General features: G+C 61.7%; 18 protein-coding genes. 9 read left to right on the forward strand and 9 right to left on the reverse strand.

All coding sequences use genetic code 11. The annotated features are described in order from the left end of the window. Positions 1 to 52 precede the first annotated feature (52 nt). The 5 genes from ACUZ9Q_RS02245 (at position 53) to ACUZ9Q_RS02265 (ending at position 8,792) form a co-directional block, all read left to right on the forward strand. A complete protein-coding gene (locus tag ACUZ9Q_RS02245) occupies positions 53 to 2,017 on the forward strand; it encodes an ASKHA domain-containing protein (protein WP_449247236.1) in 1,965 nt (654 codons plus the stop codon). Further along, positions 2,018 to 4,432, forward strand: coding sequence for a small ribosomal subunit Rsm22 family protein (locus ACUZ9Q_RS02250; protein ID WP_449247237.1), 2,415 nt, complete (start codon positions 2,018 to 2,020; stop codon positions 4,430 to 4,432). It begins immediately after the preceding gene. 518 nt (positions 4,433 to 4,950) lie between these two features. Further along, positions 4,951 to 7,236: a vitamin B12-dependent ribonucleotide reductase gene (locus ACUZ9Q_RS02255; protein ID WP_192112359.1), complete on the forward strand. Its 2,286-nt coding sequence runs from the start codon at positions 4,951 to 4,953 to the stop codon at positions 7,234 to 7,236. A 201-nt stretch (positions 7,237 to 7,437) separates the two neighbouring features. Beyond that, positions 7,438 to 7,944, forward strand: a complete 507-nt coding sequence (locus tag ACUZ9Q_RS02260) for a metal-dependent hydrolase (protein ID WP_192112360.1) — start codon at positions 7,438 to 7,440, stop codon at positions 7,942 to 7,944. 50 nt (positions 7,945 to 7,994) lie between these two features. Then, on the forward strand, positions 7,995 to 8,792 hold the full coding sequence (locus ACUZ9Q_RS02265) for a hypothetical protein (RefSeq protein ID WP_449247238.1): 798 nt from the start codon (positions 7,995 to 7,997) through the stop codon (positions 8,790 to 8,792). A 170-nt stretch (positions 8,793 to 8,962) separates the two neighbouring features. Here ACUZ9Q_RS02265 and murJ read toward each other — a convergent pair whose 3' ends face one another. From murJ to ACUZ9Q_RS02280, 3 genes are all read right to left on the reverse strand, one after another. Continuing rightward, on the reverse strand, positions 8,963 to 10,579 hold the full coding sequence (murJ, locus tag ACUZ9Q_RS02270) for a murein biosynthesis integral membrane protein MurJ (protein WP_449247239.1): 1,617 nt from the start codon (positions 10,577 to 10,579) through the stop codon (positions 8,963 to 8,965). Then, on the reverse strand, positions 10,579 to 13,125 hold the full coding sequence (gene rnr / locus ACUZ9Q_RS02275) for a ribonuclease R (RefSeq protein WP_449247240.1): 2,547 nt from the start codon (positions 13,123 to 13,125) through the stop codon (positions 10,579 to 10,581). Before rnr ends, murJ begins: the two co-directional genes overlap by 1 nt. Before the next feature lie 90 nt (positions 13,126 to 13,215). Continuing rightward, on the reverse strand, positions 13,216 to 13,920 hold the full coding sequence (locus ACUZ9Q_RS02280) for a Bax inhibitor-1/YccA family protein (RefSeq protein WP_215647224.1): 705 nt from the start codon (positions 13,918 to 13,920) through the stop codon (positions 13,216 to 13,218). A gap of 349 nt (positions 13,921 to 14,269) precedes the next feature. On the opposite strand from ACUZ9Q_RS02280, the gene ACUZ9Q_RS02285 reads away from it, so the two are divergent. Next, positions 14,270 to 14,866, forward strand: a complete 597-nt coding sequence (locus tag ACUZ9Q_RS02285) for a peptidylprolyl isomerase (RefSeq protein ID WP_449247241.1) — start codon at positions 14,270 to 14,272, stop codon at positions 14,864 to 14,866. A 73-nt stretch (positions 14,867 to 14,939) separates the two neighbouring features. On the opposite strand, the gene ACUZ9Q_RS02290 is transcribed toward ACUZ9Q_RS02285, so the two are convergent. Beyond that, positions 14,940 to 15,335 (reverse strand): winged helix-turn-helix transcriptional regulator, encoded by a 396-nt coding sequence (locus ACUZ9Q_RS02290; RefSeq protein ID WP_449247242.1) that lies wholly within the window; start codon positions 15,333 to 15,335, stop codon positions 14,940 to 14,942. A 134-nt stretch (positions 15,336 to 15,469) separates the two neighbouring features. On the opposite strand from ACUZ9Q_RS02290, the gene ACUZ9Q_RS02295 reads away from it, so the two are divergent. Then, positions 15,470 to 16,069, forward strand: coding sequence for a flavodoxin family protein (locus ACUZ9Q_RS02295; RefSeq protein WP_192112368.1), 600 nt, complete (start codon positions 15,470 to 15,472; stop codon positions 16,067 to 16,069). A 76-nt stretch (positions 16,070 to 16,145) separates the two neighbouring features. On the opposite strand, the gene ruvC is transcribed toward ACUZ9Q_RS02295, so the two are convergent. From ruvC to ACUZ9Q_RS02320, 5 genes are all read right to left on the reverse strand, one after another. Next, a complete protein-coding gene (gene ruvC, locus ACUZ9Q_RS02300) occupies positions 16,146 to 16,649 on the reverse strand; it encodes a crossover junction endodeoxyribonuclease RuvC (RefSeq protein WP_022657884.1) in 504 nt (167 codons plus the stop codon). A 6-nt stretch (positions 16,650 to 16,655) separates the two neighbouring features. Beyond that, positions 16,656 to 17,459 (reverse strand): MlaE family ABC transporter permease, encoded by an 804-nt coding sequence (locus tag ACUZ9Q_RS02305; RefSeq protein ID WP_192112369.1) that lies wholly within the window; start codon positions 17,457 to 17,459, stop codon positions 16,656 to 16,658. An 8-nt stretch (positions 17,460 to 17,467) separates the two neighbouring features. Beyond that, complete coding sequence (locus tag ACUZ9Q_RS02310) at positions 17,468 to 18,343, reverse strand: SPOR domain-containing protein (RefSeq protein WP_227118525.1); 876 nt, start codon at positions 18,341 to 18,343, stop codon at positions 17,468 to 17,470. 255 nt (positions 18,344 to 18,598) lie between these two features. Beyond that, positions 18,599 to 20,254: an arginine--tRNA ligase gene (gene argS, locus ACUZ9Q_RS02315; protein ID WP_209818737.1), complete on the reverse strand. Its 1,656-nt coding sequence runs from the start codon at positions 20,252 to 20,254 to the stop codon at positions 18,599 to 18,601. A 191-nt stretch (positions 20,255 to 20,445) separates the two neighbouring features. Beyond that, positions 20,446 to 21,387 (reverse strand): ACP S-malonyltransferase, encoded by a 942-nt coding sequence (locus ACUZ9Q_RS02320; RefSeq protein ID WP_449247243.1) that lies wholly within the window; start codon positions 21,385 to 21,387, stop codon positions 20,446 to 20,448. A 205-nt stretch (positions 21,388 to 21,592) separates the two neighbouring features. Between ACUZ9Q_RS02320 and ACUZ9Q_RS02325 the strand changes: the two genes are divergently transcribed. Continuing rightward, entirely contained in the window at positions 21,593 to 22,288 is a 696-nt protein-coding gene (locus ACUZ9Q_RS02325; RefSeq protein ID WP_371740871.1) for a 16S rRNA (guanine(527)-N(7))-methyltransferase RsmG, read from the forward strand. Between the two features lie 142 nt (positions 22,289 to 22,430). Further along, complete coding sequence (locus ACUZ9Q_RS02330) at positions 22,431 to 24,920, forward strand: STT3 domain-containing protein (protein ID WP_449247244.1); 2,490 nt, start codon at positions 22,431 to 22,433, stop codon at positions 24,918 to 24,920. Positions 24,921 to 24,977 lie beyond the last annotated feature (57 nt).

Genomic DNA, 24,977 nt, shown 5'->3' on the forward strand with positions numbered 1-24,977 from the left:
TGAAAATGTGTGTTGCGGCGTGTTTTTCCGCACACGACCACGCAGATGGAATATGCAAGATAAAGGCCAGTTTGACAAGCCGTACAGCGCCTTTTGCCAGAGCAATTGCCGCACGGCAGGGGAGTGCGCCACGCTTGCCTTTACCGGGCCTGTCAGGCACTCTTGGCGCATGTTTGTACGTCTTTTTTCGGCCAGTGACCATGCCCATGCAGACCCATGCGGCGCTGCTCCAGCCGCGCCATCAGTGACTATTGCCGCAAGGCCGGGGCAAAGCCTTTCGCAGGCCATCTGGCTTTCGGGGCTGGTGCGCCCTTTGCCCCTGTGCGGCGGGCTTGGGCGTTGCGGGCGCTGCCGCGTGCGTTTTGTGCGCCATGCGCCGCCCTGCCTGCCTGCGGAGGTGGACGTTTTTTCCGCCTCGCAGCTGGAGGCTGGCTGGCGTCTGGCCTGTCGCCGTCAGGTGCCAGACCCTGACACGACTGCGGCGGCGGGCGCTGCCGCGCTTGATCTTGAGTTGCCGCCGGAGAATCTTGTTCTGCCAGCGAGAGCGCAAGAGACAGGGCGTTTGTCCGGTCGCGGCGCGGCGCGGCAGATTCTGCCCCCAATGACGCCGCCGGATTTGGCTCTGGCAGTTGATCTTGGCACCACATCCCTGTGTTGGCGGGCGCTTGATATGCAAGGCCGGGCAGTGGCTGAAGGCCGTACGCTCAATCCGCAGGCCGGGGCCGGGGCGGATGTCATGTCGCGCCTTGCCGTGGCGCGCGTGGCAGAAGGGCGCGCCGTGCTGGCCGGGCTTGCCCGGCGGCAACTGCTGGGCATCATGGATTCGCTGGCGAAGTCGGGCACGGGGCGGGTGACGCGGTTGTGTCTGGCTGCCAATACGGCCATGACGGATATTTTTCTTGATCGCGATGTGGAGGGGCTGTGCGCAGCGCCGTACAGGCTGACGCACAGCGGCGATGAAACCGTTGCCCTGCCGGATTTTCCACCTCTCTATGTACCGCCGCTGCCTGCGCCCTTTGTGGGCGGCGACGTGAGCGCGGGGCTGGCCGCCCTGCTGGAGGCGGATGTTCCCCGCCCCTTTGTACTGGCCGACCTTGGCACCAACGGCGAACTTGCACTGGTAACCGAGACTGGACAGTTGTGGCTGACCAGCGTACCCCTTGGCCCGGCTCTGGAAGGTATTGGGCCTGAATGCGGCCAGCTGGCTGGCCCCGGTGTGGTAACGGGCTTTACGCTCACGCCCCTGGGGCTTGCTGCGCAGTTTTATGAAAGCGCGTCCCCGGATGCAGAAAATGCAGCGGATGCGGCGCGTCACCATGCTGCGCAGGGCGCTGTTTGCCCCTGTCCTGCCTGCCAGAGCGCAAACGCGGGGCAGAACCCTGAAGGGCTTGCGGCAGGTTCTGCGGCTGGCGCTGGAGTTGGATCTGCGGGAGCTGTAGCGCGCGGCATAAGCGCCACAGGATACCTGTCCCTGCTGGCCTTGCTGCTGCGCGCAGGAGCTCTGCGCAATGACGGGCAGTTTGTGGCAAATCCGGCCATGCCGCTGGCGCGCAAGCTGGCTGCCGGGCTGGAGCAGCCCAACCTGGCGGGGGAACCCCCATCATCCGGCCAGCTCCGGTCAGGCGCGCGCCTGCGCCTGCCGCATGGCCTGTGGCTTGCCGCCGCTGATGTGGAGGCCCTGTTGCAGGTCAAGGCCGCCTTTGCTCTGGCGCTGGATGCGCTGCTGCGCGCGGCGGATATTCCTGCCAGCAATGTTGCGGCAGTGTGCCTGGCTGGTACGCTGGGCGAATATGTCAGGCCGGACGACCTTGAAACTCTGGGCTTTGTTCCCGCTGTTCTTGCCCCGCGTGTTCGCGCCGTGGGCAATACGGCGCTAGACGGAGCCGCGCTGCTTGCGCTGCACAGCAAAAAAATTCCGCCTTTGGCCCGCATGTGCCGCGAGGCCGTGGTGCTTCCCCTTGTAGACGAACCGAATTTTCACACCGATTATCTGCGCCGTATGCGCTTTGGAGTATAAATGTCCGCGAAAGACGATTCTTTTAACGATTCCGATCGGCGTAGCCGCCGTTCCGACGAGGGCACCAGCCAGCCCCGCCGCCAGTCCCCGCGCAGACCTGACGACAGGCCCGTGCGGCGCGATAGCGCGGACGGCAGATTTGCAGGACGCGATGACCGCAACTCTGGCCGTCAGGACGACCGCCGGGATAACCGCCGGGACGACAAGCCCGGCAGTCGCCCCAATAGTCGGCCCGGCAGCCGCCCCTCAAGGGGACAGGATGAGCGTCGTGATGCACGGCGTGATGGGCGGCGAGAAGACCACCGCGATAATCGCCGTGACGACCGCCGTCCCACTGACCGCCCCGCTGATCGGCGTGATGACCGCCGTCAGGATGGACGCTCGCCCAACGCACCCAGGGATCGCTACGGCAGGCCTGCATTCCGGCCAGAGAAGCGCGAGGGGGACAGGGACTTCGCTCCTGGGCAGCGCAACTTCGAGCGCCAGAATCAGCGCCCCGCAGCGCGTTCTTTTGAATCGGGGGCCTGGCCTGCCGCCAGAGCGCTGTTCCCGCCGCTTTCGGCTGAAACCCAGCGCATTCTGGATATGCTGCCCGAAGCCCTGACCAAGGTATGGCCGCTCAATACGGCGCACAAGCGTTCGTTGCCCGATGACGTGGCCCAACTTTCGCGCCTTCTGACTACAGAACGCGCCGGGCTGGCACGCCCGTACTGGAGTTCCCCGGCCTCCATCAGCGCCTATCTGTATTATTTTCTTCCCTGGAATCTCGTGCGCCTCACGCGCCTGCTGGCAAGCCTGCCCCTGGCCGACCCCCGCGCGGTGGCTCCGCAGGGTGGCGAGGCCCTGCTGGTGGACGTGGGCTCAGGCCCGCTGACCCTGCCGCTGGCCCTCTGGCTGGCAAGGCCTGAATGGCGCAGTGCCCCAGTGCGGGTGCTGGCGATGGACACCTCGTCCCAGCCGCTTGAACTGGGCAAAACCCTTATGGAGGTCCTGGGCGAGCTGACGGGCCAGCCCGTATGGCCTGTGCGCGTGGCCCGTGCGCCTCTTGATCAGGTCGTGCGGCAGGCCGCCCCTCTGCTTTCTGGCGGCCGGGCGCGTCCGTGGCTGGTCAGCGCCGCCAACGTGCTCAACGAACTGCGTTTTGGCAAAAAGCGTTCACGCGGCGCAAGCGCCATAGAAGACGAGGACGAATTTGATTCGCTGGATGCCGAGGGCATGGATATTGACGGCAATCCCGCTGCGGGAGAGGCTGATGGCGAAAAGCCCGAAGGCTGCCGCGAGGATCGGCTCGACAGCTTCCTTGAATCCCTGTCGCCGCTCTTTGACCATGCGGACTCGCGCGGCGAGGCGACTGCGGGCAGCCCTGCCCCTGTTGGGCCTTCCCTGCTGTTTGTGGAGCCCGGTACGCGCCTTGGCGGCTCCACCATCATGCGTTTGCGCCAGCTTGCCGTTGACGGCGGGCTGACGGCCCTTGCGCCCTGTACGCATCAGGCTGATTGCCCATTGCTGCGCGGCCAGGGCGGGCGCACATGGTGCCACTTTACCTTTGGCAGCGAAGGCGCGCCGCTGTGGCTTGAAGACCTGTCGCAGGCTTCGGGCCTTGGCAAAAGCGGCCTGAGCCTCTCGCCCCTCTTGCTTGCCGCCATGCCCGAGGCAGAAGCGCAAACGTCCGGTTCCCTGCCCGTCAGGGTGCTTTCTGCCCCCTTTTTGGTGCCGGGTCTGGCGGGCAGGGCTCGCTACGCCTGCTCTGGCAAGGGGATACTGCTGCTGGAAAATGCCGAGTGTCTGGCCTCTGGCGATGAACTGACTGTTTCCATTGCTGCTGGCGCGCCACGCGACCGCAAAAGTGGCGCTTTGCAGGTGAGCCCTCCGGCGCAACAGGGGGGAACCCCCCGGCCTGAGCGCCGCCCCGGTGCTGATGAACAAGGGCGCAGGCCCGTGCCATACAACAGGGACAACAGAGAAGGCGGCAGGGATGGAACCCGTGATGGCACCCGCGAAGGCAATAGACCCGCAGGAAAGGGCTATCCAGACCGTCCGTCCCGCGCCCCGCAGGGCGACCGCAGCCAGGGGGACGACCGCAGAGGGCAGGGAGGGCGTCCGCCCCGGCCGCAAGGCAATGACCGCCCTCAGCGTGATGATCGGTCAGGCAGGGATGACCGCCGTGGCCGTGACGACCGTCCGGACTGGAAAGGCCGCCAGGATCGGCAGGGTCAGCCAGACCGTTCAAACCGTTCAGATCGGTCTGAAGGCTCGGACAGGCCTGATCGCCCCAACCGCCAAGACCGTCAAGACCGCAACAACCGTCATGACAGACCGGGCGGACAGGACAGAAAGGGCCGTGGAGGCTCTTCTGACAAGCGTTCTGACAAGCGTTCTGGCAAGCCCACTGGCCCGCGACGCAATAAACGCTAGGCACGCAGGACATCAGTACCGATGATTGCGCCTTTTGCGCACGGGGTCTTTTATCAGCGAACTTCAGGGGGGCTTGTGCCCCCCTTTCCAGTGCATGACGCACCATAGCTGCTCCCCCTTGCAGAATTTTCAGTTCAGAATGTTCATGGCTCCCTGCGATACCTCGGGGCATTTCCCACCTCCTTCGGCTGGGTTACCCGCACAATTTTTGTTCAAAAAAACTTGCCCCGCATATCCGCGCCACTGGCTAAAAAAGGGGCGCGGAGGCGGAGGATTCTAAAGTTTTTTGTTGCTATTGGTTATTTTTATTGATAATTTATACAAATAATTTAGTATGTTAATGGTAGTATGCGGGTTTTCAGGGGCTTTTATTTGCATGGGTTCCGTGTATACTCAGCACTTATTATCAAACGCCGTATCTGAGCCGCCACGCTGCGGCTTCTGTTTTGCGGTTAGTCATACGGAAACTTCGGAGCCGCCCCGGCGGCTGCATACCTTAAATACGAGGCTGTTTTTTCATGCTCACAATGCCCAAGAATTTGCCGCAGCCACAGTTGAAACCCAATACGGAAGTTGTTCTGCAAAAGCGCTATCTGCGCAAGGATCTGAGCGGCAAGCAGGTGGAAACCCCGCGTGATCTTTTCTGGCGGGTGGCATCTTGCATTGCCGCCGAGGAAGCCAAGTACAACCAGTCCACCTGCAAGGGCGACGTGCTGGCGCGCGATTTTTATGATCTCATGACCAGCTGGAAGTTTTTGCCCAATTCGCCCACGCTCATGAACGCGGGCACAGATCTGGGGCAGCTATCGGCCTGCTTTGTGCTGCCGGTGGGCGACTCCATTGAAGAAATTTTTGATGCGGTCAAATACGCGGCCATGATCCACAAGTCTGGCGGCGGCACAGGATTTTCCTTTTCGCGCCTGCGCCCCAAGGATAGCCGCGTGGGTTCCACCGGGGGCGTTGCCTCCGGCCCGGTATCCTTTCTGCGCATCTTCAACACCGCCACAGAGCAGGTGAAGCAGGGCGGTACGAGGCGCGGGGCCAATATGGGCATTCTGCGCGTGGATCACCCTGACATCCTTGAATTTATCCGCGCCAAGGAAAAAGAGGGCGAGTTCAATAACTTCAATCTTTCCGTGGGCCTGACAGAAGTCTTCATGCGCGCTGTTGAAAACGACGAGCATTACGACCTTGTGGCTCCCAATTCCGGCGAAGTTATCAACCGCCTGCGCGCGCGTGAGATTTTTGAACTGCTGGTCAAGAAGGCATGGCAGTCCGGCGATCCGGGCATTGTGTTTCTTGACCGCATCAACCGCGACAATCCCACGCCTGACCAGGGCGAGATAGAATCCACCAATCCCTGCGGCGAACAGCCCCTGCTGCCCTACGAGGCTTGCAATCTGGGTTCCATCAACCTTTCGTGTTTTTACGTTCCCGGTCACAACGATGCGGCTGACCCGGCGCGCGACGGCATTGACTGGGCCGAACTCAAGCGCGTGGTGCACCTGTCTGTGCGCTTTCTTGACAACGTCATTGATGCCTCGCGTTTTCCGCTGGACAGCATCACTGAAACCGTGCGCAAGAACCGCAAGATCGGCCTTGGCGTCATGGGATTTGCCGACCTGCTCTATCAGCTTGAAATGGCGTATGATTCGCAGCAGGGCCTTGAGCTTGGCGAGCGCATCATGGCCTTTATTCAGGAGGAAGGGCACAAGGCCTCGGCCCAGTTGGCTGTGGAACGCGGCGCTTTCCCTGCCTACGCCACGTCCGTGTACGCCAAAAAGAAGCTTGGCCCCTACCGCAACGCCACGGTAACCACCATTGCGCCCACGGGGACGCTTTCCATCATCGCGGGTTGCTCCTCCGGCGTGGAGCCGCTGTTTGCCCTGTGCTTTACCCGTAATATTCTTGACGGCGAGCGCCTTGTGGAGGTGAACCCCCATTTTGAGGCGGCCCTTGCCGATGCCGGACTGTTCAGCCACGAACTCATGGATGCGGTGGTTGCCAAGGGTTCCATTCAGGAAATGGATTACCTGCCCGCCAAGCTGCGCAAGGTCTTTGTTACGGCTATGGATATCGCCCCTGTGTGGCATTTGCGCATGCAGGCGGCCTTCCAGCGCCATACCGACAATGCCGTGTCCAAAACCGTGAACCTGACCAACAGCGCAACGGAACAGGATATTTTTGATATTTACTGGCTGGCCTATCAGGAAGGCTGCAAGGGCGTGACTGTGTACCGTGACGGCTGCAAGAGCATTCAGGTGCTGGCCACGGGCGAAGGCCAAAAGAAAATGGACGGCGAAAGCGGCGCTGAGCCTGTGCAGTCTGGCCTGTCTGCTGCTCAGGTCGGGGCTGGCGTGCGCAAGCGCCCCGACATTGTGTGGGGCTTCACGCAGAAGGTCCCCACCGGGCTTGGCGTGATGTACCTCACCGTTAATGAGGTTGACGGCCAGCCCTTTGAGGTTTTTGCCACCATCGGCAAGTCTGGCCGCTCCATCACGGCCAAGGCCGAGGCCATTGGCCGCCTGGTGTCGCTGGCCTTGCGCTCCGGCGTGCATGTGCGCGATGTTGTGGCCCAGATCAAGGGTATCGGCGGCGAGCACCCCGTGTTTCGCGGCAAGGGGCTGTTGCTTTCCATCCCCGATGCCATCGCCTGGGTGCTGGAAAAGCGCTATCTCAAGGACGAACACATCGGCGACGTCAACGATCTGCAAGCCCAGAACTGCCCCGAATGCGGCGAGCCGCTGGTTTTTCAGGAAGGCTGCCTCATCTGCCCCGGCTGCGGTTTTTCGCGTTGCGGGTAATGATTGGGACTGACTGACGGTAAGATATTTTGCTGGGTCTCCTGGCCCAGGCGGGGCAGAGCGGTTTTATAAAAATCCGCGCGACTGTGCCCGATGGCTCGGGGCAAGCAGCAAACAGATCAGTAATATCCTTGCGGGGGAGGGCGCTCTTTTGTACAAGAGGCACTTCCCCGCACTGTTATTTCATAAGCGGTTTACACCATGAAATGGATTACGCATCAGGCCACGGCTGTGGCGGCGGCGTTGGCGCTGCATCTTCCCTGGGAGGGCGTGGCGGCGGCTTGCGCTGGCGCGGTGCTGCCCGATGTACTCGATCAGCGCATTGCGGGCCTCGCCCCCACCCGCAGGGGCCGCCAAAAAGTGTTCAACGCCATCCACCGGGGCACAACCCACTGGTTTGGCTGGTGGCTGGCGGTTTGCGTAGCGGCTTTTGCCCTGTCGCCTGCCAGCCTTGGTTCCTTGGGCAGGGATGCCCTGCTCGGCCTGGGTTTTGGCGGGCTGAGCCATGTGCTGCTGGATATGCTGACCCCTTCAGGGGTGCCGCTGACGCCCTTTTCGCGCCAGAACAAGCTGTCGCTCAAGCTGTGCTCCACAGGCAGCCTTGGTGAATACTGTTTTCTGGCCTGTGTGGCGGGCGCAACGTGGCTGTTTTTTCACGAAGACCTGCTGCGTTTGACCCGCAAACTGGGCCACGGAAGCTGGTTCTGATCCGGCGGATCCCCCCGGCGCTGACTTTTTGCATACACAGGGCGGCATAGATGCTGGTCAAAATTTTTCTTACGCCACTGCTTATCCTCATGTGCCTGCTGGTGGCCCGCCGCTGGGGCTCGTTTGTGGGCGGCGTCATTGCTGGCTTGCCGCTCATTTCCGCCCCTGTTTCCTTTTTCCTCACGCTGGAGCAGGGCGCGGCTTTTTCTGCCGCAGCCTCATTCAACACGCTGCTTGGCGTGCTGGCCTGCACGGCAACAGCGCTCATCTATCCCTGGCTTGCCGCCTGGGGCATGCCCTGGTTTGTGGCCCTGCCTGCGGCCCTGTGCGGATTTTTTGGCGGGGGCTGGGCTGTGCTGCACCTGCCGTTCACGCACTTGTGGGCAGTGGTGCTTTCCTCATTTTCTCCGGTGCTGGTGCTCGCCTGCCTGCCAAGGGTTTTGGCCCGGTGCAAGCAAGGTCATACGCTGTCCGCAGGTGTGCGCGTTCCCATACAGATGGCCTGCGGGGCTGGGCTGGTCTTTGCCGTGACAGAGGCCGCCCACTGGCTTGGCCCTGGCTGGAGCGGGGTGCTCATGTTTTTTCCGGTCATGGTCTGCTCCATTGTGCCCTTTGCCCACGCCACTCATGGTGCGCCTGCGGTAGTGAGCATCTTTCGCGGCATCATGGCTGGCTGGTTTGGCTGCATAGCCTTTGCAGTGGTGGTGATGACAGGGGTTGAGCATCTTTCCCTGTGGCTGTGCTACGGGCTTGCATCGGCTGCCGCCCTGCTGGCCAGTACGGTGGTTTCCCTGCTGGAGCAAAGGTTGCAGCAAAGACATGCCGCAGGCACAGAGGCAGAATCATAACCCTGTGGGCAGCCTGATCTGATGTGATGATGGAAGAAACTTTTACTGCGACAGAGGATGCCGCGCTCTGGCCCCGGACAGTTGCGCGAGAAAGCTTGCGCAGCCAATAAATGTTTCAGGGGGGTGGTGGCCCTCCCCCGAACATTTCAAGCTTGGTTTATCCCGCAGAATCAGGCTGTGCCGCGCTTGCGGCGAAGCCTTTGCAGTACTGGCTCCAAAGCCTCGGGCGCGGTCTGCCATGCAAGGGGCAGAAACAGGGCCGCAAAGGCGCAACTGCCCAGCATCAGCACCACGCAGGCTTTGAGGATGGGGGATAGCGTAAACGAGCGCAGGCACACCTCGGAGACCCACCAGCCCGCCGCCGTGGCGGGCAAGCTGCAAAAGATCACCCGTGCTGCCAGCCCGGTCAGACCCGTAAAGGCCCCGCTGCCGTGGCGGCGAATCCATATGCCCACCAGCCAGAGCACGTACAGGCTAACGCTCAGGCCCGAAAGAGTAGCGATGGCCCACGCCCCGTTGGGAACAGCCCACCAGTAATACATGGGTATGCACAGCGCCGTCATGATGCTGCCGGTCACAGCCGGGGTAATGGTGTCGCCGTGGGCGTAGTAGGCGCGCACCAGCACCATGTAGATAATCCAGAAGGGCGTGGCGGCCAGCATGATGCGCGTGAGCGGCAGGGTAGCCAGCGTGTCTGCGAGGCTGAAGCGCCCGCCCTGAAAAATGACGCCCAAGATGGGCCAGCTTGTGGCCGCCATGCAGAACGCGCAAGGAATGATGAGGGCAACGCTGGCCCGCAGGGCCGTGCGCAATGTGGAGTTGAAGCGCTCGGTGTCGCCCTGCGCCAGCAGCGCCACCAAAAAGGGATAGGACGCCACGGCGGCGGCCTGACCTACCAGCCCCACAGGAACCTGGGTTATGCGCCGCGCGTAGTTGAGCAGGCTCACCGCGCCATCGCCCGCCAGACTGCCGAAGACCCGCAAAAACTGCTCATCCAGCATCATGATGGTCTGCCCCAGCATGAGGGGCAGGGCCGTGAGCAGGAATTTGCCCATGAGGGGGTGCCGCCATTCCATGCGCATGCGCAGACCCTGCTGGGCCGCCACCCGCAGGGGCAGCACAAAGGTGCCAAGGGCCGCGCCAAGGGTCACGCCCACGCAATAGCCGGTCATGCCGTCCATGTGGGCCAGCAGGCCTGCAGGCAGAGCGGCCTGCGCAGTCTGCGTGGTTGCCAGCCAGGGCAGCAGCAGACCCACGGCAATGATGGCCCCGTTATAGATCAGCGGGGCCAGCGCCGGAACGCGGAACTGACGCCGCATGAACAGCAGGGCCGTGACGCATGCCCCGCACAAAAAGAAAATCTGTGCGGGCAGGATGATGCGCATAAAAAAGGCCAGCCGCGCCCACTGCTCCGGCCTGAAGCCGGGGGCCACCACCTGCGCCAGCCAGGGTGCAAGGGCCATGCCGCCAAGAGTCAGCAGGGTGGAGGCAGCCGCCATCCAGCAGAAAACGCAGGAAAAAAAGCGCCATGCATCCGCCTCATCCTCCTGAAACCTGCGGGTCAGCAGGGGGATGATGGTGATGGACATAAAGCCGCCAGCCAGCAGATAATTGATGATGTCCGGCACCACAAAGGCGGCGAAGTACATATCGGATTCGCCGCCTGCGCCGAACTGCCAAGAAATGATCTTGTCGCGCGCAAGGCCCATGAGGCGCGAAAGAACAGTGCTGGCCGCCAGTATGAGCGCGGCTGCGCCCATACGCTGCTGTGCGGAAAGCAAGGCCATCAGCGGCCCCGCTTTTTGCTGCCGTTGCCCGCGCTGCGCCCGCGCGCGCCAGAACCGCCGCTACCGCCCTTGCCCTGGCCTCCAGCCTTGGGGCCTCGCTTTGCCCCCCCCTCGCTGCGGCGGGCCTTGCCCTTTGCTCCACCCTTGCCCCCGCTCTTGCTGGACTCGTCGCCGGGAGAGGTGATCTTCCAGCCGGAGCGCGAACCTCCGGGGCGGCTTGTGCGTCCCGGTTTTGCGCCGCCTTTGTGAGCTGGCTTGCGGGATGTTTTGCCTCTGCCGCGCCAGTTGCCCTGCGCGGCCTTGGGCAGTTCCAGCGGCATGAGCCGGATTTCAAGCCGACCCAGATTCACTTCCGCCAGCGCGACCTCAAGGCTCTGGCCCATGCGCCACATGACGCCGGAGCGTTGGCCCACAAGGCTCATGGTGCGGGGGTCAAAGTCGTACCAGTCATCCCCGAGGTCATCAATGCGGATCATGCCCTCCACTGGCATGTCGGCCAGTTCCACAAAAATGCCAAAATCCGTGACTCCTGCCACCATGCCCTTGAAGTGCTCGCCCACGCGGGGCAGCAGGGCAAGGCAGCCCATGCGGCGGTCCATTTCGCGTTCGCAGGCCATGGCCGCGCGTTCACGCCTGTTGATCTGGTCGCTGATGCGCAGCAGCTTCTGCCCTGCGGCCAACGCACCCACGCCGATGCCCAGCGCAGTTTTGAGCGCCCGGTGGGTCAGCAGGTCGGCATAGCGGCGGATGGGCGAGGTAAAGTGGCAGTAGGCCTGCGAAGCAAGGCCAAAATGCCCTTCGTTAAAAGGCTGATAGCGCGCCTGCGGCATGGCCCGCAGGCAGAGGCGGTTGACCAGAAATTCTTGATCAGTACCCTGCACGCGGGCAAGAATGCCCTGCATGGCTGCGGCGTCCGGGCGGGGCGGCAGGTCTTCCATACCCACGCCTGCGAGGGTGTCAAAAAGGCTTTCCAGCCGTTCCGGGTCGGGCAGGGGGTGCACGCGGTAGAGAAAGGGCATGCCCACATCACGCAGGTGGCGCGCTACGGCCTCATTGGCCGCGATCATGAATTCCTCAATGAGGCGGTGGGCATCGTGCCGCTGACGGTGTCCGATCCAGACCACGCGCCCGGCTTCGTCCAGGCGGCTGTCTGCCTCGGGCAGGTCAAAATCAAGGCTGCCTCGCTGGCGGCGGGCATCGCGCAGGGCCGCATACAGGGCAAAGGCCCTTTGCAGCATGCTGATGACTTCTTCACCGCGCGGGTTTTGGCGCAGGGCGGCAAGGGCTGCAGCATCGTTGTCGAGCATGCAGGCCTTGACCTGATCGTAGGTCAGCCGCGCCGCAGAACGCATAACCACCTGCGCAAAGCGCGGTTTGCCGGGTTTGCCCTGCGGGGAAAATGGAATTTCCGCCAGCATGGCGAGGCGGTCTTCATCCGGGCGCAGGCTGCACAGGCCGTTGGAAAGGGCCTCGGGCAGCATGGGTTCCACGGACTTGGGGAAATACCAGGAGTTGCCGCGCGAGAGAGCCTCCGCATCCAGCGCGCCAGTGCTGCCGTTGCCGCGCGGGCGCACGTAGTGGCTCACATCGGCAATGGCCACGCGCAGCAGCCAGCCGCCGCCGGGGCGGTCTTCTACCTCCACGGCATCGTCAAAATCGCGGGCGTCCGCGCCGTCAATGGTCACAAGCGGCAGGGCGCGCACGTCTTCGCGGTCATGCATGTCTTCAGGCGTGGGGCCGCTGGGCAGGTGCTGGGCTTCAGCCAGCACCCCGGCAGGGAAGTCGCGCGGAACCTCGTGGTTGAGCTTGACCAGTTCCTCCTGCACTGCCACATCGTCCTCCCGCCCGTAGTCGCCCACAATGCGGGCTGTCCACAGGTCGGAGGCCAGGCGTTGCACCGGGGCCAGCAATACCAGAGTGCCCGGCTCGGGGGGCGTTTCGCCAGCAGCCAGCTCCACGCTGAAATTTACGGAGAGGCGCGCATCCGCCGGACGGCAAAAAAGTGTATGCCCTGTGCGGTGGGCGGCATGGGCGGGGATTTCCTTGAGGCCGCGCTCCACAACTTCAACAATGCGACCTTCTGGGGATGGGCCGCGCGATGCGCCGGGGGAGAGAGCCACGCGCACGATATCCTGATGCCAGGCTTCGCCGGTCAGCGCAGCGGGGATATACACATCGCGCGCGCCGGTAAATTCCAGCTGGCTGTCTCGGTTGTTTTCGCTCTCGGCAACCGGGCGCATGGGCGTAACAAAGCCCCCGCCGTCGCGCAGCGAACTGAAACGGCCCGTAATGTGCTTGAGGGCTTCGGGGCGCGCCCACAGGCCGCCGCGCAAGCGCAACAGGCGGCCCTGCTCGGCCAGCGTTGTCAGCGCGGCTTCAAGGTCGCCCTTGGCGCGGCGGGCAAGGCCCAGCACACGTAAAAGGCCGTCCACGCGCATGGGGCGCGACTGGGCGGAAAAGGCCTCCAGCAGTTCCTCGCGTGAGGGAAAGCCGGGGGTATGGGCGGAAGCGCCGGGCGCTCCGCGTTGGGATTTTTTCTTTTTCATAGAGTTCCGTAGTGCGAAAGAAGGGGGCAAAAGGCTTGGCCTTTCGCCCCCGATCGCTCAAATTTCAGGCTGCGTTGGCGCAGTGCCGCATCACTCGCGGTTGCCGCCGAACAGGCGCAGCATCATGAGGAAAAGGTTGATGAAGTCGAGGTAAAGCGTCAGCGCGCCAAGGATAGCGCCACGGCGCACGGCGGTGCCGTCTTCCATGGGGGCGTTTTCGCCAAACCGGCGCAGCTTCTGCGTGTCATAGGCGGTCAGGCCGGTGAAGATAAGCACGCCAAGGCAACTGATGATAAAGTCCATCATGCTGCTCTTGAGGAAAATGTTCACCAGCGAGGCAATGATAATGCCTATGAGGCCCATGAACAAAAAGCTGCCCATGGACGTGAGGTCGCGTTTGGTGACAGTGCCGTAGACCGACATGGCAAGGAAGGTGCCGGTGGTTACCAGAAACGCGTTGGCGATGGACGCAATGGGGTAGACCACAAAGATGGACGAAAGCGTTGCGCCCGTGACGGCGGAATACAACAGGAACAGACCCGTGGCCGTGCCGCCGGACATTTTGTGAACCGCCGCCGAAAGGGCGATAACAAGACCGAACTGGGCCACCAGCATGAGAACAAGCACAATGGTGTTGCCAAAAATGGCCGCCTGCACGGCAGGCGAACTGGCAACTGCGTAGGCTACAACTGTGGTTACCGCCAGACCGGCCGTCATCCACTGATAAACCTGACGCATGTAAAGGGAAGCAACGCTGGTAGCGGAGCTTTGAGCAACACTGCGGCTGTATGACATTATATCCTCCGAAAAGCAGTTGAAGGCGCTCAGTCCGTTCGGCGGCTACGGCTCCGTGCCGCAGTGCCGTCGGGCGGGCTTGAAGATTGTCTTCTGCCTACAAGTATAATAACGGCAGCGGCATTTAGCAAGGGCCGGAAGGGGAAAGTTCGGCGCTGGCGGCTGCGCCATGTGGCGCTGGAAAGGGGGGCGGTTGCCGTCTGCCCTGTGTAGTCTGGCCCGGCCATTCCGGCCTGATGCAGCCCTGTCTTATGTCGCCTAGTCAACCGCCCTTGCTGCGTGTACGGCAGCGTGCTACCTTGCGGCCTGCCGGGGCAGACCCGGCACATCATATTGCGAGGAGTAATCCATGAAATCAATTCGTGTTTTTTTTCGTGCTGTTACGCTGACTCTTTGCTTCGGTGCCATGCTTGCTCTGGCAGGGCAGGCCCAGGCTGCTGACCCTGATCCGACTGTGAAGCTTGAAACCAGCCTCGGCGACATCGTGGTGCGCCTTGATGCCCGCAAAGCGCCCATCAGCACGGCCAACTTTGTGCAGTACGTCAAATCCGGTTTTTATGACGGCACGGTGTTTCACCGCGTTATCAAGAACTTCATGATCCAGGGCGGCGGCTTCACACCCGACCTGAAACAGAAGTCCGCCCGCGCCTCCATCCGCAACGAAGCGGACAACGGCCTCAAGAACAAAAAGTACACAATCGCCATGGCCCGCACCAGCGAACCGCATTCGGCATCTTCGCAGTTCTTTATCAACACCAAGGATAACGACTTCCTCGACTTCAAGAGCCAGACGCCGCAGGGCTGGGGCTATGCCGTATTTGGCAAGGTCATCAAGGGGCAGGAAGTGGTAGACAAGATCGCCGCCGTGCAGACCGGCAAAAAGGGCTACTACGACGACGTGCCTATGGAAAGCGTGATTATCAAGAAGGCCGTTATCGTGGAATAAAGCGCAAAAAATGATCATGCGGCGGCGCTGCCGCCCGTGTGCAGACGGAGGGTTCGTTGAGCCCTCCGTTTTTTTATAGCCCGGAGCCAGCGCTCTTGGCGTCGCCGTGGTCAGGCTCAGTCTGGCTGCGGCTTTTTTCATACATGTTGCCCCAGGCTTTCAGCGATTCCATGATGGGCACAAGCGAGACGCCCAGTGGCGTGAGCGAATAATCCACACGCGGCGGCACCGTGCCGTAGACCTTGCGGTGCACAAGACCGTCTTCTTCCAGTTCGCGCAACTGGCGTACCAGCATACGCTCGCTGATTTCCGGCAGGGATCGCCGCAACTGGCTGAAACGGATAACTTCCTGCAATGAAAGAAAATAAATAACCAGTAATTTCCACTTGCCCCCAATGAGCTGCAAGGTCAGTTCAAAATGGCAACGGTAATTGCCCTGTACGGGCGGGCAAATGTCGGGAGTGTCCATACGCTTTCCTGTTTAAAGCTATACTATTTGTCAGTACCTGTTATTGACATCATTATATGAATTTTTTGTCAGTACTTCAACTTTTGCAGATTAGGCATAGTATGGAGGCAAATCTGGCACTGAGGAGAAACATCATGAAAGTACTGGCCATAAACGGAAGCCCCAGAAAAAACGGCAATACGGCTCTTTTGCTGCATGAAGCGCTTGCGCCTCTAAGCGAGGCTGGTTGGGAAGTGGAAACTGTGCAGTTGGGCGGCAAGAAGATTCAGGGCTGCCGCGGTTGCGAAAAATGTGCGGAGCTGAAAAACGGGCGCTGCGTTTTTGACAACGACATGCTCAACGAACTGCTGCAAAAAATGTTGGCGGCGGACGCCATGATCCTGGGTACGCCCTGTTATTTCACGGACATGTCTGCGGAGCTGAAAGCGCTGGTGGATAGGGCCGGATTTGTGGCCTATGTGAACGGCGGGTTATTTCAGGGCAAGATTGGCGCGGCAGTGGTGGCTGCCGGGCGGGCCGGGGCAACCCATGCCTATGACAGCATCAACCACATGTTCCTGATGTCCAAGATGCTGGTTCCCGGTTCAACATACTGGAACATGGGCTTCGGCCATGCGGAGGGGGAAGCGGCAAAGGACGCTTTTGCGCTGGAAAATATGCGGCATCTGGGCAGGGCCATTGACTGGCTGGGCAAGGCAGTAATCCCGCATATGGCGGAATATCCCGCCGCGTAAACGGCAAGCCCAAGCGCGTGGGCGTAGAAAAATCAGGCGGGCAGGGAAAGCAGTTGAATACGGACTCTGGCGGACGCTACTTGCCCGCCAGGGCCGCAAAGCGGCGCACGGTCAGGTGGCATACGGCCACTGCCAGCGCGTCGGAGGTATCCAGCGCCCAGTTGGCGTTTTTGACGTTGAGCAGGCGTTGCACCATAAAGGCCACCTGCTCCTTCTCTGCCCGGCCCGTTCCCACAAGGGATTTTTTGACAAGGGTCGGTTCATAATCGCTGATGGTGAGGCCGTGCGCCGCGCAGGCGGCCACGGCAACGCCCCTCGCCTGACCAAGCTTGAGGGCCGAAGCCGCGTTCTTGGCGGTAAAGACCTGCTCGATGGCGGCTTCTTCCGGCTTGAGGCGGGCCAAAACTCCCGAAAGTTCATGGTAGATGCGGGCGAGGCGGTCAGAAAATTCCTTTCCTGCCGATGCCGTGCGCACAACGCCGCAGTCCACCAGTTGCAGCACGCCCGAAACCTCGCGCACCACGCCCCAGCCCGTGCGTTGGGAGCCGGGGTCGATGCCGATGACTGTTACAGACTGCATGGTCTGTTACAGCAAGAATGAGGTAACAATGTAGTCAGCCGCGAGAATCAGCACGCAGGAAATAACCACGGCGGAGGTGGTGGCGTTGCCCACGGCCTCCGGGCCAACGCTGTCGCGCCTCTTGTTGGTGTAATAGCCCTGGCGGCAGCAAATGGTGGTCACAAGCAGGCCAAAGAGCACGGCCTTGATGAAACCGCCGTTCACATCCGTTGCCGTCACCGAGCTTGTGATGCGGTAAAAATACGCGCCCTCGTTGATGCCCAGCATGAGCACGCCCGTGAGATAGCCGCCGATGATGCCGATAACGTCAAATACCGCCGTCAGCAGCGGAAAGGCGATGAGCGATGCCAGCAGGCGCGGGCTGACCAGATAGCCCATGGAATTGATATCCATGACGTCCAGGGCGTCAATCTGGTCGGTAATGCGCATGACGCCGATTTCTGCCGTCATGGAAGACCCGGCCCGGCCCGTGAGCATGATGGCCGTGAGCACCGGCCCAAGCTCGCGGATCAGGGTGAGCGACACGGCAGAGCCGAGCATGCCCACCGAGCCGAACTTCACCAGAGTGTAGTAGCCCTGAAGCCCCAGCACCATGCCGCAGAACACGCCGATCAGCATGATAAGAAACAGCGACTTGGAGCCGATGACAAAGAGCTGCTGCATGGTGCGCGGAAAAATCTTGGGGCTGGCGAATATCTGGGCCAGACCTTCAAGCATGAACAGTGCCGTGTTGCCAAGAGCGTCTATGCCGTTCAGGCAGGGGCGGCCTATCTTGCGCAGAAAATCGCCGAAAGTTTCGGTTGCGGTCATGGTTTGCCTCACCGCCCTGATTTTTGCGGTTTGCTTGAAACAGGTTTTTGCGAAATCTGAATGGGTACGCCCAGCTTCATGTGGCGCAGGTCTTCACGCAGGTTGAAGGCATCGTCTTCCGTGCCGCGAATGCTGACCATAACCAGCACGAGCTTGCCGTTTTTCTGGGTGCGGGTGCGCAGGCCCTTGCCTTCCAGGCGGGTGCGCAGCTTGTCCGCGTCTTCGTCAGATTTGAATGCAGCCACCTGATATACATAATCAAACTGAGGGCCCGTCTTGGCGGGTGCGGGTTTTGCTGCCTGCACCCCGTTTTGGGCGTTGGCCTGAGCGCCTGTTTGCGCGCTGGCTTGAGCGCCCTGTCCCTGCGCATTCTGGTTGGCGCCGGGCTTGATGCCCCAGGCCGCCAGACTGTTGCCCGAAGGTTGCGCAAAGGGATAGGCCCCCTGCGGGGATTGCTGGCCCTGTTTGCCCTGGGGAGCCTGCGCGGCTGCTTTCTGCCCCTTTTGATCCTGCCCCGGTTTGCCGGGTTGGGGCGCGCCTGCGGGCATTGCCTGATTTTCCTCAGCGCCGGGGGCCGGATTCTGGGCATCGGCGGTTTCCGCTTGTGCCGCCGGAGCTGCCGCGTCAGGCGCGGGGGCCTCTGGGGCAGGCTTGGCCTTGGGCGCGTCCTTGGAAATCATGCTGGTCATTTGCTCCACGCGCGTTTCAGGATTTTGCCCGCGCCCAACCATGAATCCCATAAAAAATGACCAGCCCACTGCCACCACAAGGATTGCGCCCAGCAGGGCAAGCATTGGCCCCGAAAGGCGGATAACAAAACGGCGCTTTTCGCCCGAAGGCTGGGAAACGACGGATTTGCGGGGTTTGCGTAAGGGGGCGGCCATTCATTATCCTCCGTCGTGCGGTAATCTGTGGGGGCCTGGTTTAACCGTTAAGGCGCATCCTGTCCGGGACAGGCAGAGCACACGCAAGGCCTCGTTCAAAACGCGCCTTAACGGCTACAGGCACAGAGCAGATTTGTCGCACGCCGAATATTCGACGTTTATGAAACAGCGGAGATGATTCTGCGGAAGTGCCCCAGCAGGAGTCATTTGGCAGGATCGAACCGGCGCTGTTTCCGTTTGAGAACAGTTCAAAATCTACATACTTTCCGGGGCGCTCACGCCAAGCACGTCCAGACCGTTGCGCAGCACCTGACCGATGGAGCGCAGGAGGGCAAGGCGGGCCAGGGTGCGGGGCGCGTCATCGGCCAGCAGCACCTGATGCCTGGCGTAGTAGCTGTGCAGCTGCCCGGCCAGTTCCGTGAGGTAGGTGCTCACGTGATGCACGCCAAGCGATTTGGCGGCGGAGGCCAGCATGTCTTCAAACGTGGCGGCCTTGCGCAGCAGGGCCATATCTTCGGGCGTATCCAGCCCGTGCAGCAGGTCTGCATCCGCCTTGGCGGGCAGCACAAAGCCGCGTTCCTCAGCCCGGCGCAGCACGGCGCAGATGCGCGCGTGGGCGTACTGCACGTAGTACACCGGGTTGTCGAGGCTGCGCTGCTTGGCGAGTTCAAGGTCAAAGTCCAGCGGGCTGTCGCTCTTGCGCGAAAGAAACATGAAGCGCGCTGCGTCAACGCCCACTTCCTTGATGACATCAGCCAGGGTTTCAAACGTGCCCGCGCGGGTGGACATGCTTACAGGCTGGCCCTCGCGCAGCAGGTTCACCAGCTGGATAAGCACCACGTCAAAGCTGTCCTGCGTTTTGCCCATGGCCGTGATGGCCGCGCGCATGCGGGGGATGTAGCCGTGATGATCCGCGCCCCAGATATCAATGAGCCAGTCGTAGCCGCGCTGGAATTTGTCGTGATGGTAGGCGATGTCGGAGGCAAAGTAGGTCAGGCTGCCGTCCGACTTGCGCAGCACGCGGTTTTTGTCGTCGCCCAGATTTTCGGTGGCAAACCAGTAGGCATTGTCTTTTTCATACGTATACCCGGCGGAATCAAGCGCGTCAAAAGCAGCGGCAACGGCCCCGCCTTCCACAAGGGTTTTTTCAGAGAACCAGCGCTGGTGCTCCACGCGGAATTCGTTGAGGTCGTCCTTGATGCCGTTCAGGATGTCGTTCATGGCCTTGTCGTAGCACACGTCCTGGCCTTCGGCGTCGGGCAGTTCCACGAGGGCGGGGTTGGCATCCAGCATTTCGCGGGCGATGTCGATGATATAGTCGCCCTTGTAGTAGTCTTCGGGCCAGGTGACGGGCTTTCCGGCCAGTTCCTTGGCGCGCAGCCATACAGAAAGGCCCAGCAGGCGCATCTGACGACCGGCATCGTTGATGTAATACTCGGTGTTTACGTCATAGCCAGCCACGCGCAGCAGGCGGGCAAGACTGTCGCCCACGGCAGCGCCGCGCCCATGCCCCACATGCAGGGGACCAGTGGGGTTGGCGGAAACATATTCCAGCAGCACCTTTTTGCCTGCGCCGCCCGTGCTCTTGCCGTACTCCTTGCCCGCAGCTTCAATGTCGGCCACGGTGGCGCGCCAGAAATCCTGCGTGAAGGTCACGTTGCAGAATCCGGGGCCGGCGGCTTCGGCATGGGACACCTCGGGGCAGCGCTCCACAAGCTTCTGGGCGAACTTTTGCGCCAGCTCGCGGGGGTTGGCCTTGGCTTCCTTGGCAAGCAGCATGGCGGAGTTGACGGAAAGATCGCCATGCTTGGGGTCGCGGGGCGGTTCAATAACGGTTTTGACGGGCCAGGCAAGGCCTTCTTCTTCAATGATGGCCTTGAGGGCCGTGCGCAGGGTGTCAATGGCGCGCATAGTGCTGGTGTCCTTTCTTGTGCAACGGTTGCGGCTTAACGCCTCGGGCGGCCCGGGGCACTGCCGCCGGGAACCCCGTTTCAGGTTCATGCGCAGGTCTGTTGCGGCAATTCCGCACGGAGGCGCATGAAAAAAAGTTTCAGGCAAGGCGGGGAAGGTCTTTCGCATGAAAGGCCTTTCTCCGCAAAAATCTATCCTGCAAAGGCCGCCGCTGTTTCGGCGTTGTTAACGAGCTCAATGGCAAGGTCTTCCGCCTTGGCGGTTCCCGCGAGGCAGGGGGCCACCATCTTGCCGAGCACGGCCTTGGGACCAAGCTCCAGCCAGCGGCGCGCGCCGTCGGCATACTGGTTGCGCACCGTTTCTATCCACTGCACGGAGGATGTCATCTGCACAAGCAGGCTTTCGCGGGCGCTTTCGCCATCTGTCACGGCCTTGCCGTGGGCATTGCAGTATACGGGGAATTTGGGCTTGCTCCACACGGCCTTGCGCAGCAGGGGGGCAAGCTCCTTGTTGGCCTCAGCCATCATGGGGCTGTGGAATGCGCCGCTTACCTTGAGTTCAAGGCCACGGCCCTTGCGCTCCTTGGCCTTCTGGCAGGCCAGGGCCACGGCGGCCTTGGCCCCGCTGATAACAAGCTGGCCGGGCGTATTGTAGTTGGCCACCAGCAAAAGCTCACCGCACTGGGCAACGGTTTCGGCCACAATTTCTTCAATGGCGGACTGATCCAGCTTGAGCAGAGCGGCCATGCCGCCCTTGCCGTCGGGATCGGCCTCGGCCATGAGGCGGCCACGCAGGGCAGTAAGCTCAAGGGCGCTCTCGGCAGAAAGCACGCCAGCGGCGGCCATGGCGCTGAACTCGCCAAGGCTGTGCCCGGCTGCGCCGCACACGTTGGCGCGCGCGGCAACTGCGCTCCAGAGGTTCAGGTTCACCACGGTGAGGGCGGGCTGGAGGGCGCGGGTGTCGCTCATGGCGGCATCATCGCCTTCCCAGTAAATTTCGCGCAGGGACAGACCACTGATGCGTTCGGCCTGCTTCCAGAGGTTCATGGCGTCAGAAGAAGCCTCGGCCAGATCGCGGCCCATGCCAGACTCTTGCGAGCCTTGGCCGGGAAAGAGCAAAACGGCTTGTGTCATGCGGGGTTTATCCTCCAGTGGCGCGCACATGCGCGCATTGGCGTGGCCTTGCGGCCTTGGGTTCGTTTAGGCTGCGCATTGCGCGCAAGCCCTCTTTTTTACGTTATCGGCGCAGGGCTTGCAAGTCCCGGTCTGCGGGGATATGACAGTGAACCCGGCAGAAACGCCGGAAAGGCCCGCAACGGGCGAACAAGCGCAGGAAAGGATCATGCAGCGACAATCGGTTGACAGAAAGGAATTGGCGCGTCTGGCGGCGGCCTCGGGCGCGGAAGTGCCGCAATCGGCCCTGGAGCCGCTGGCGGAATATCTTGAAATGCTCTGCCAGTGGAACAAGGCCATGAACCTGGTCGGCCCGCACACCTGGCAGGATATGCTTACCCGGCTGGCGATGGACAGTTTTCATCTGGCCGGTTTTCTGGACAAGCTCAATTTGCCCGAAGCTCCCCTGTGCTGGGATCTTGGCGCGGGCGCAGGCCTGCCGGGCATTCCCCTGCGTATGGCCTGGACGCGCGGCGCATATTATATGATAGAAGTGCGCGAAAAGCGCGCTCTGTTCATCTCCAGTGTACTTTCCCGCCTTCAGTTGCCCTCCACCCATGTATTCAGAGGGCCGGTGGAGCATTTTTTTCAGGGGCAGTATTACAAGGCGGACTGCATTCTGAGCCGCGCCTTCATGCCCTGGCGGCAACTGCTTGACCTCGCCAGCCCCAGGCTGCACGATAACGGCGTGCTGGTCGTGCTGGCGCTTGAGCCAGCCCCCAGCGAATTGCCAGCGCCCTGGCGTCTTGTGGAGCAGCACTCCTATGTTGTTGGCGGGCACGGGCGATGGTTCTGGGCGCTTGCTCCCAGCGCCGGGGACGAGCGGCTGACCTATGATGCCGCAACGCATCAGGCTGGCTAGAGCACGTATACCTGAATGTTCTGACAAGGGTTTGCCCGCAAATCCTGCCGAAAGCTCTGTGGCGAACCGCGCAGGGGGTTGTTCTGCGCGTTAATTGTCCAGAAACCGCCGCACAGTTTTTTGTCGCCATCTGCATGCCTGTATGAACAGGACCATGATTCTTACGGAGAACGCCATGCACCCCGCAGCCCATGCCTCTGCCAGCGCCGCGCCTGCCGGAAACGATGCAGACGAAACCCGGCGCACCGGGCAGCCGCAACCCGAATCGGAAACGCTGCCTGCTGCGGAACCAGCCTGTGCGGAGCAGCACGCCGCCTCACATGCCGTTCACGGCGGAGCGCTGTTGCCCACTGGCGGCGCAAGGTTGCACAACGGCAAACGTTCGCTGCCTTCTGCGCGTTATTGGGCGCGGGGGCTGTTCTGGGGGCTGGTGACGCTTGCCCTTGCCTTTGCCCTGCGCATGCTGGAATGGCCCTGCTGGCAAAATCCGGAATACCGCCTTGGCAACGAGTGGTTGCTGGCCACGCACGATGCCTACACATGGGTGGCCGGCGCGGAAGATTTCGGCCTTGCCGTGGGGCACCCCATGGCTGTGATGCTCAAGGCCATGTCCGACCTCGTGGGCACTTCCCCCGCAGCCGTGGCCTTCTGGTTCCCTGCCTTGCTGGCGAGCTTTGTGGCGGTTATCGCCTTTGCCTGGGTGTGGGCGCTGGGCAGCATTGAAGCTGGCGTTGCCGCAGGCATACTCACGTCCATTGCGCCGGGCTTTCTGGCACGCACCCTGCTGGGATTTTACGACACCGACCTCGTAACCCTGTTCTTCCCCCTGCTCATGACCCTTGCCCCGGCCAGTTGGGCCATGCGCTATATGCTGCTGCCAGGCATGGTGCTGCGCCGTCTTTCCATGACTTCCGGCGTGGTGAGCCTGCGCCGCCTTTTTTCCCGCAATCAGCCCGTGGGCCACTGGACGCCGCGCCTCAAACAGGCTGAGCACATGGGCAATCCCCTGCGCTGGCAGTGGGTTGTGCTGCTTGGCTGTTCCGGCGTCATTTCGTGGTGGACGCAGGAATGGCATTCTGTTTTTCCGTATCTGATCCGTTACAATGTGGCCTTGCTGGCCTTTATGAGCTTGGTGATGGCCCCTCGCGGGCGGCGCGCCCTGCTGCTTCTGGGCAGCATGGCCTACGCTCTGCCTACGCTGGCAGGGCCGTGGGGCTTCAGTTTCAGCTTGTTGCTGCTGGCTGCGGGCACGAAGACAGGCTACCGCCTGCGCCGCCTGCTGTGCCGCCCATGGTTGCTGGCCCTTCTGCTGGCGGGCGTTGGCTTTTTGATGCTTCAGGGCGAAATTCTTACGTCCATTGTGAACCACATCAATGCCTATGTGAAACACACGGGCGATGTGAAAAGCACTGGCGGCGGGCTTTCGCTGGAATATCCCTCGGTCGCGCAGTCCATCATTGAAGTGCAGGATCTGGGCATCATCGAGATTTTCCCCTACTTTCATCCATGGATGGAAGCTGCGGTGCTTGGCCTGCTGGGTTTTGCCCTGGTGGCCATACGCCGTCCGGGCGCGCTCTTTTTGCTGCCGCTGGCAGGGCTGGGCATCCTGAGCGTCAAGATGGGAGGCCGCATGGTTATGTTTGGCGCGCCCATCATGGCCATTGGCCTGACCTTGCCCTTTTACTGGCTGTTGCAAAGGCTGTTGCGTGTGGATCTGCGCGGCGCAGTGGCGGGCATTCTGACCAGCGGCGTGTTGCTGGCCCTGCTGGTAGCGCCCTTTGCCGATATGATCCCCGCCATGTCGCAGGGGCCAATCATCAACCGGCGGCATGCAGAAGCGCTATCGCGCGCCAAGGCCATGACCCCGCCCGACGCCATGCTCTGGCTGTGGTGGGATTGGGGCTATGCCGCCAACCACTTTGCCCAGCGGCAGACCATTGCTGATGGGGCGCAGCATGCAGGGCCGTCCCTCTATCTGCCCGCAGCGGTTTTTGCCACAGACAACCCACGCTTTGCGCGCCAGATCATCCGCTATACGGCCCAGTGCGGCAACGAGCCGGGCAACGTGTTTGAAGGTCTTGATGGTGAAGGCGCGCAGGCCCTCATGGACAGGCTGCGCTCGCCCGAAACCCCGCTCATTGAGAACAAGGGGCGGCTCTATGTGGTAGTGAGCTTTGAAATGCTGCGGCTTGGCTTCTGGATAAGCAATTTCGGCAACTGGAATTTTGTTACCCGTGCGGGCGAAGGCGGGGCGCTTTCCATCGTGCCGCAGGCCCTTGCCTACAAGCTTGATTCGGGCGAGGTGCGGCTTGAGGGCAACAGCAGCGCCATCTATGCATCATCCATCAGCGTGTTTGAAGAGACCGGCGTGACGCGCCGCAACTATATTCAGGACTGGTTTGACGCGCACCCCTCGGCAACGCCCGAAGAACAGCACGAATTTCTTTCCAAGCGCCGCAACATCAACTTTCTTTTCAACCGCGTAACGGACGAAAAGCTTGCCATGGATGCGGGCCTGTACAATTCGCTGATGGTGCAGCTTTTGGTGGGCGACCCGCAGGATCCCCGCGTTTCGCCCTATTTCAAGCTGGTGTACGACAACGTGTTCGCCAGGATTTACGAGGTTCTGTAGGCGGTTGCGCTTGCGGCCCGCCGCATGTGCAATCAAGGGCAGTCTAACTGGATGATT

Source organism: Desulfovibrio desulfopostgatei, from assembly GCF_053570645.1.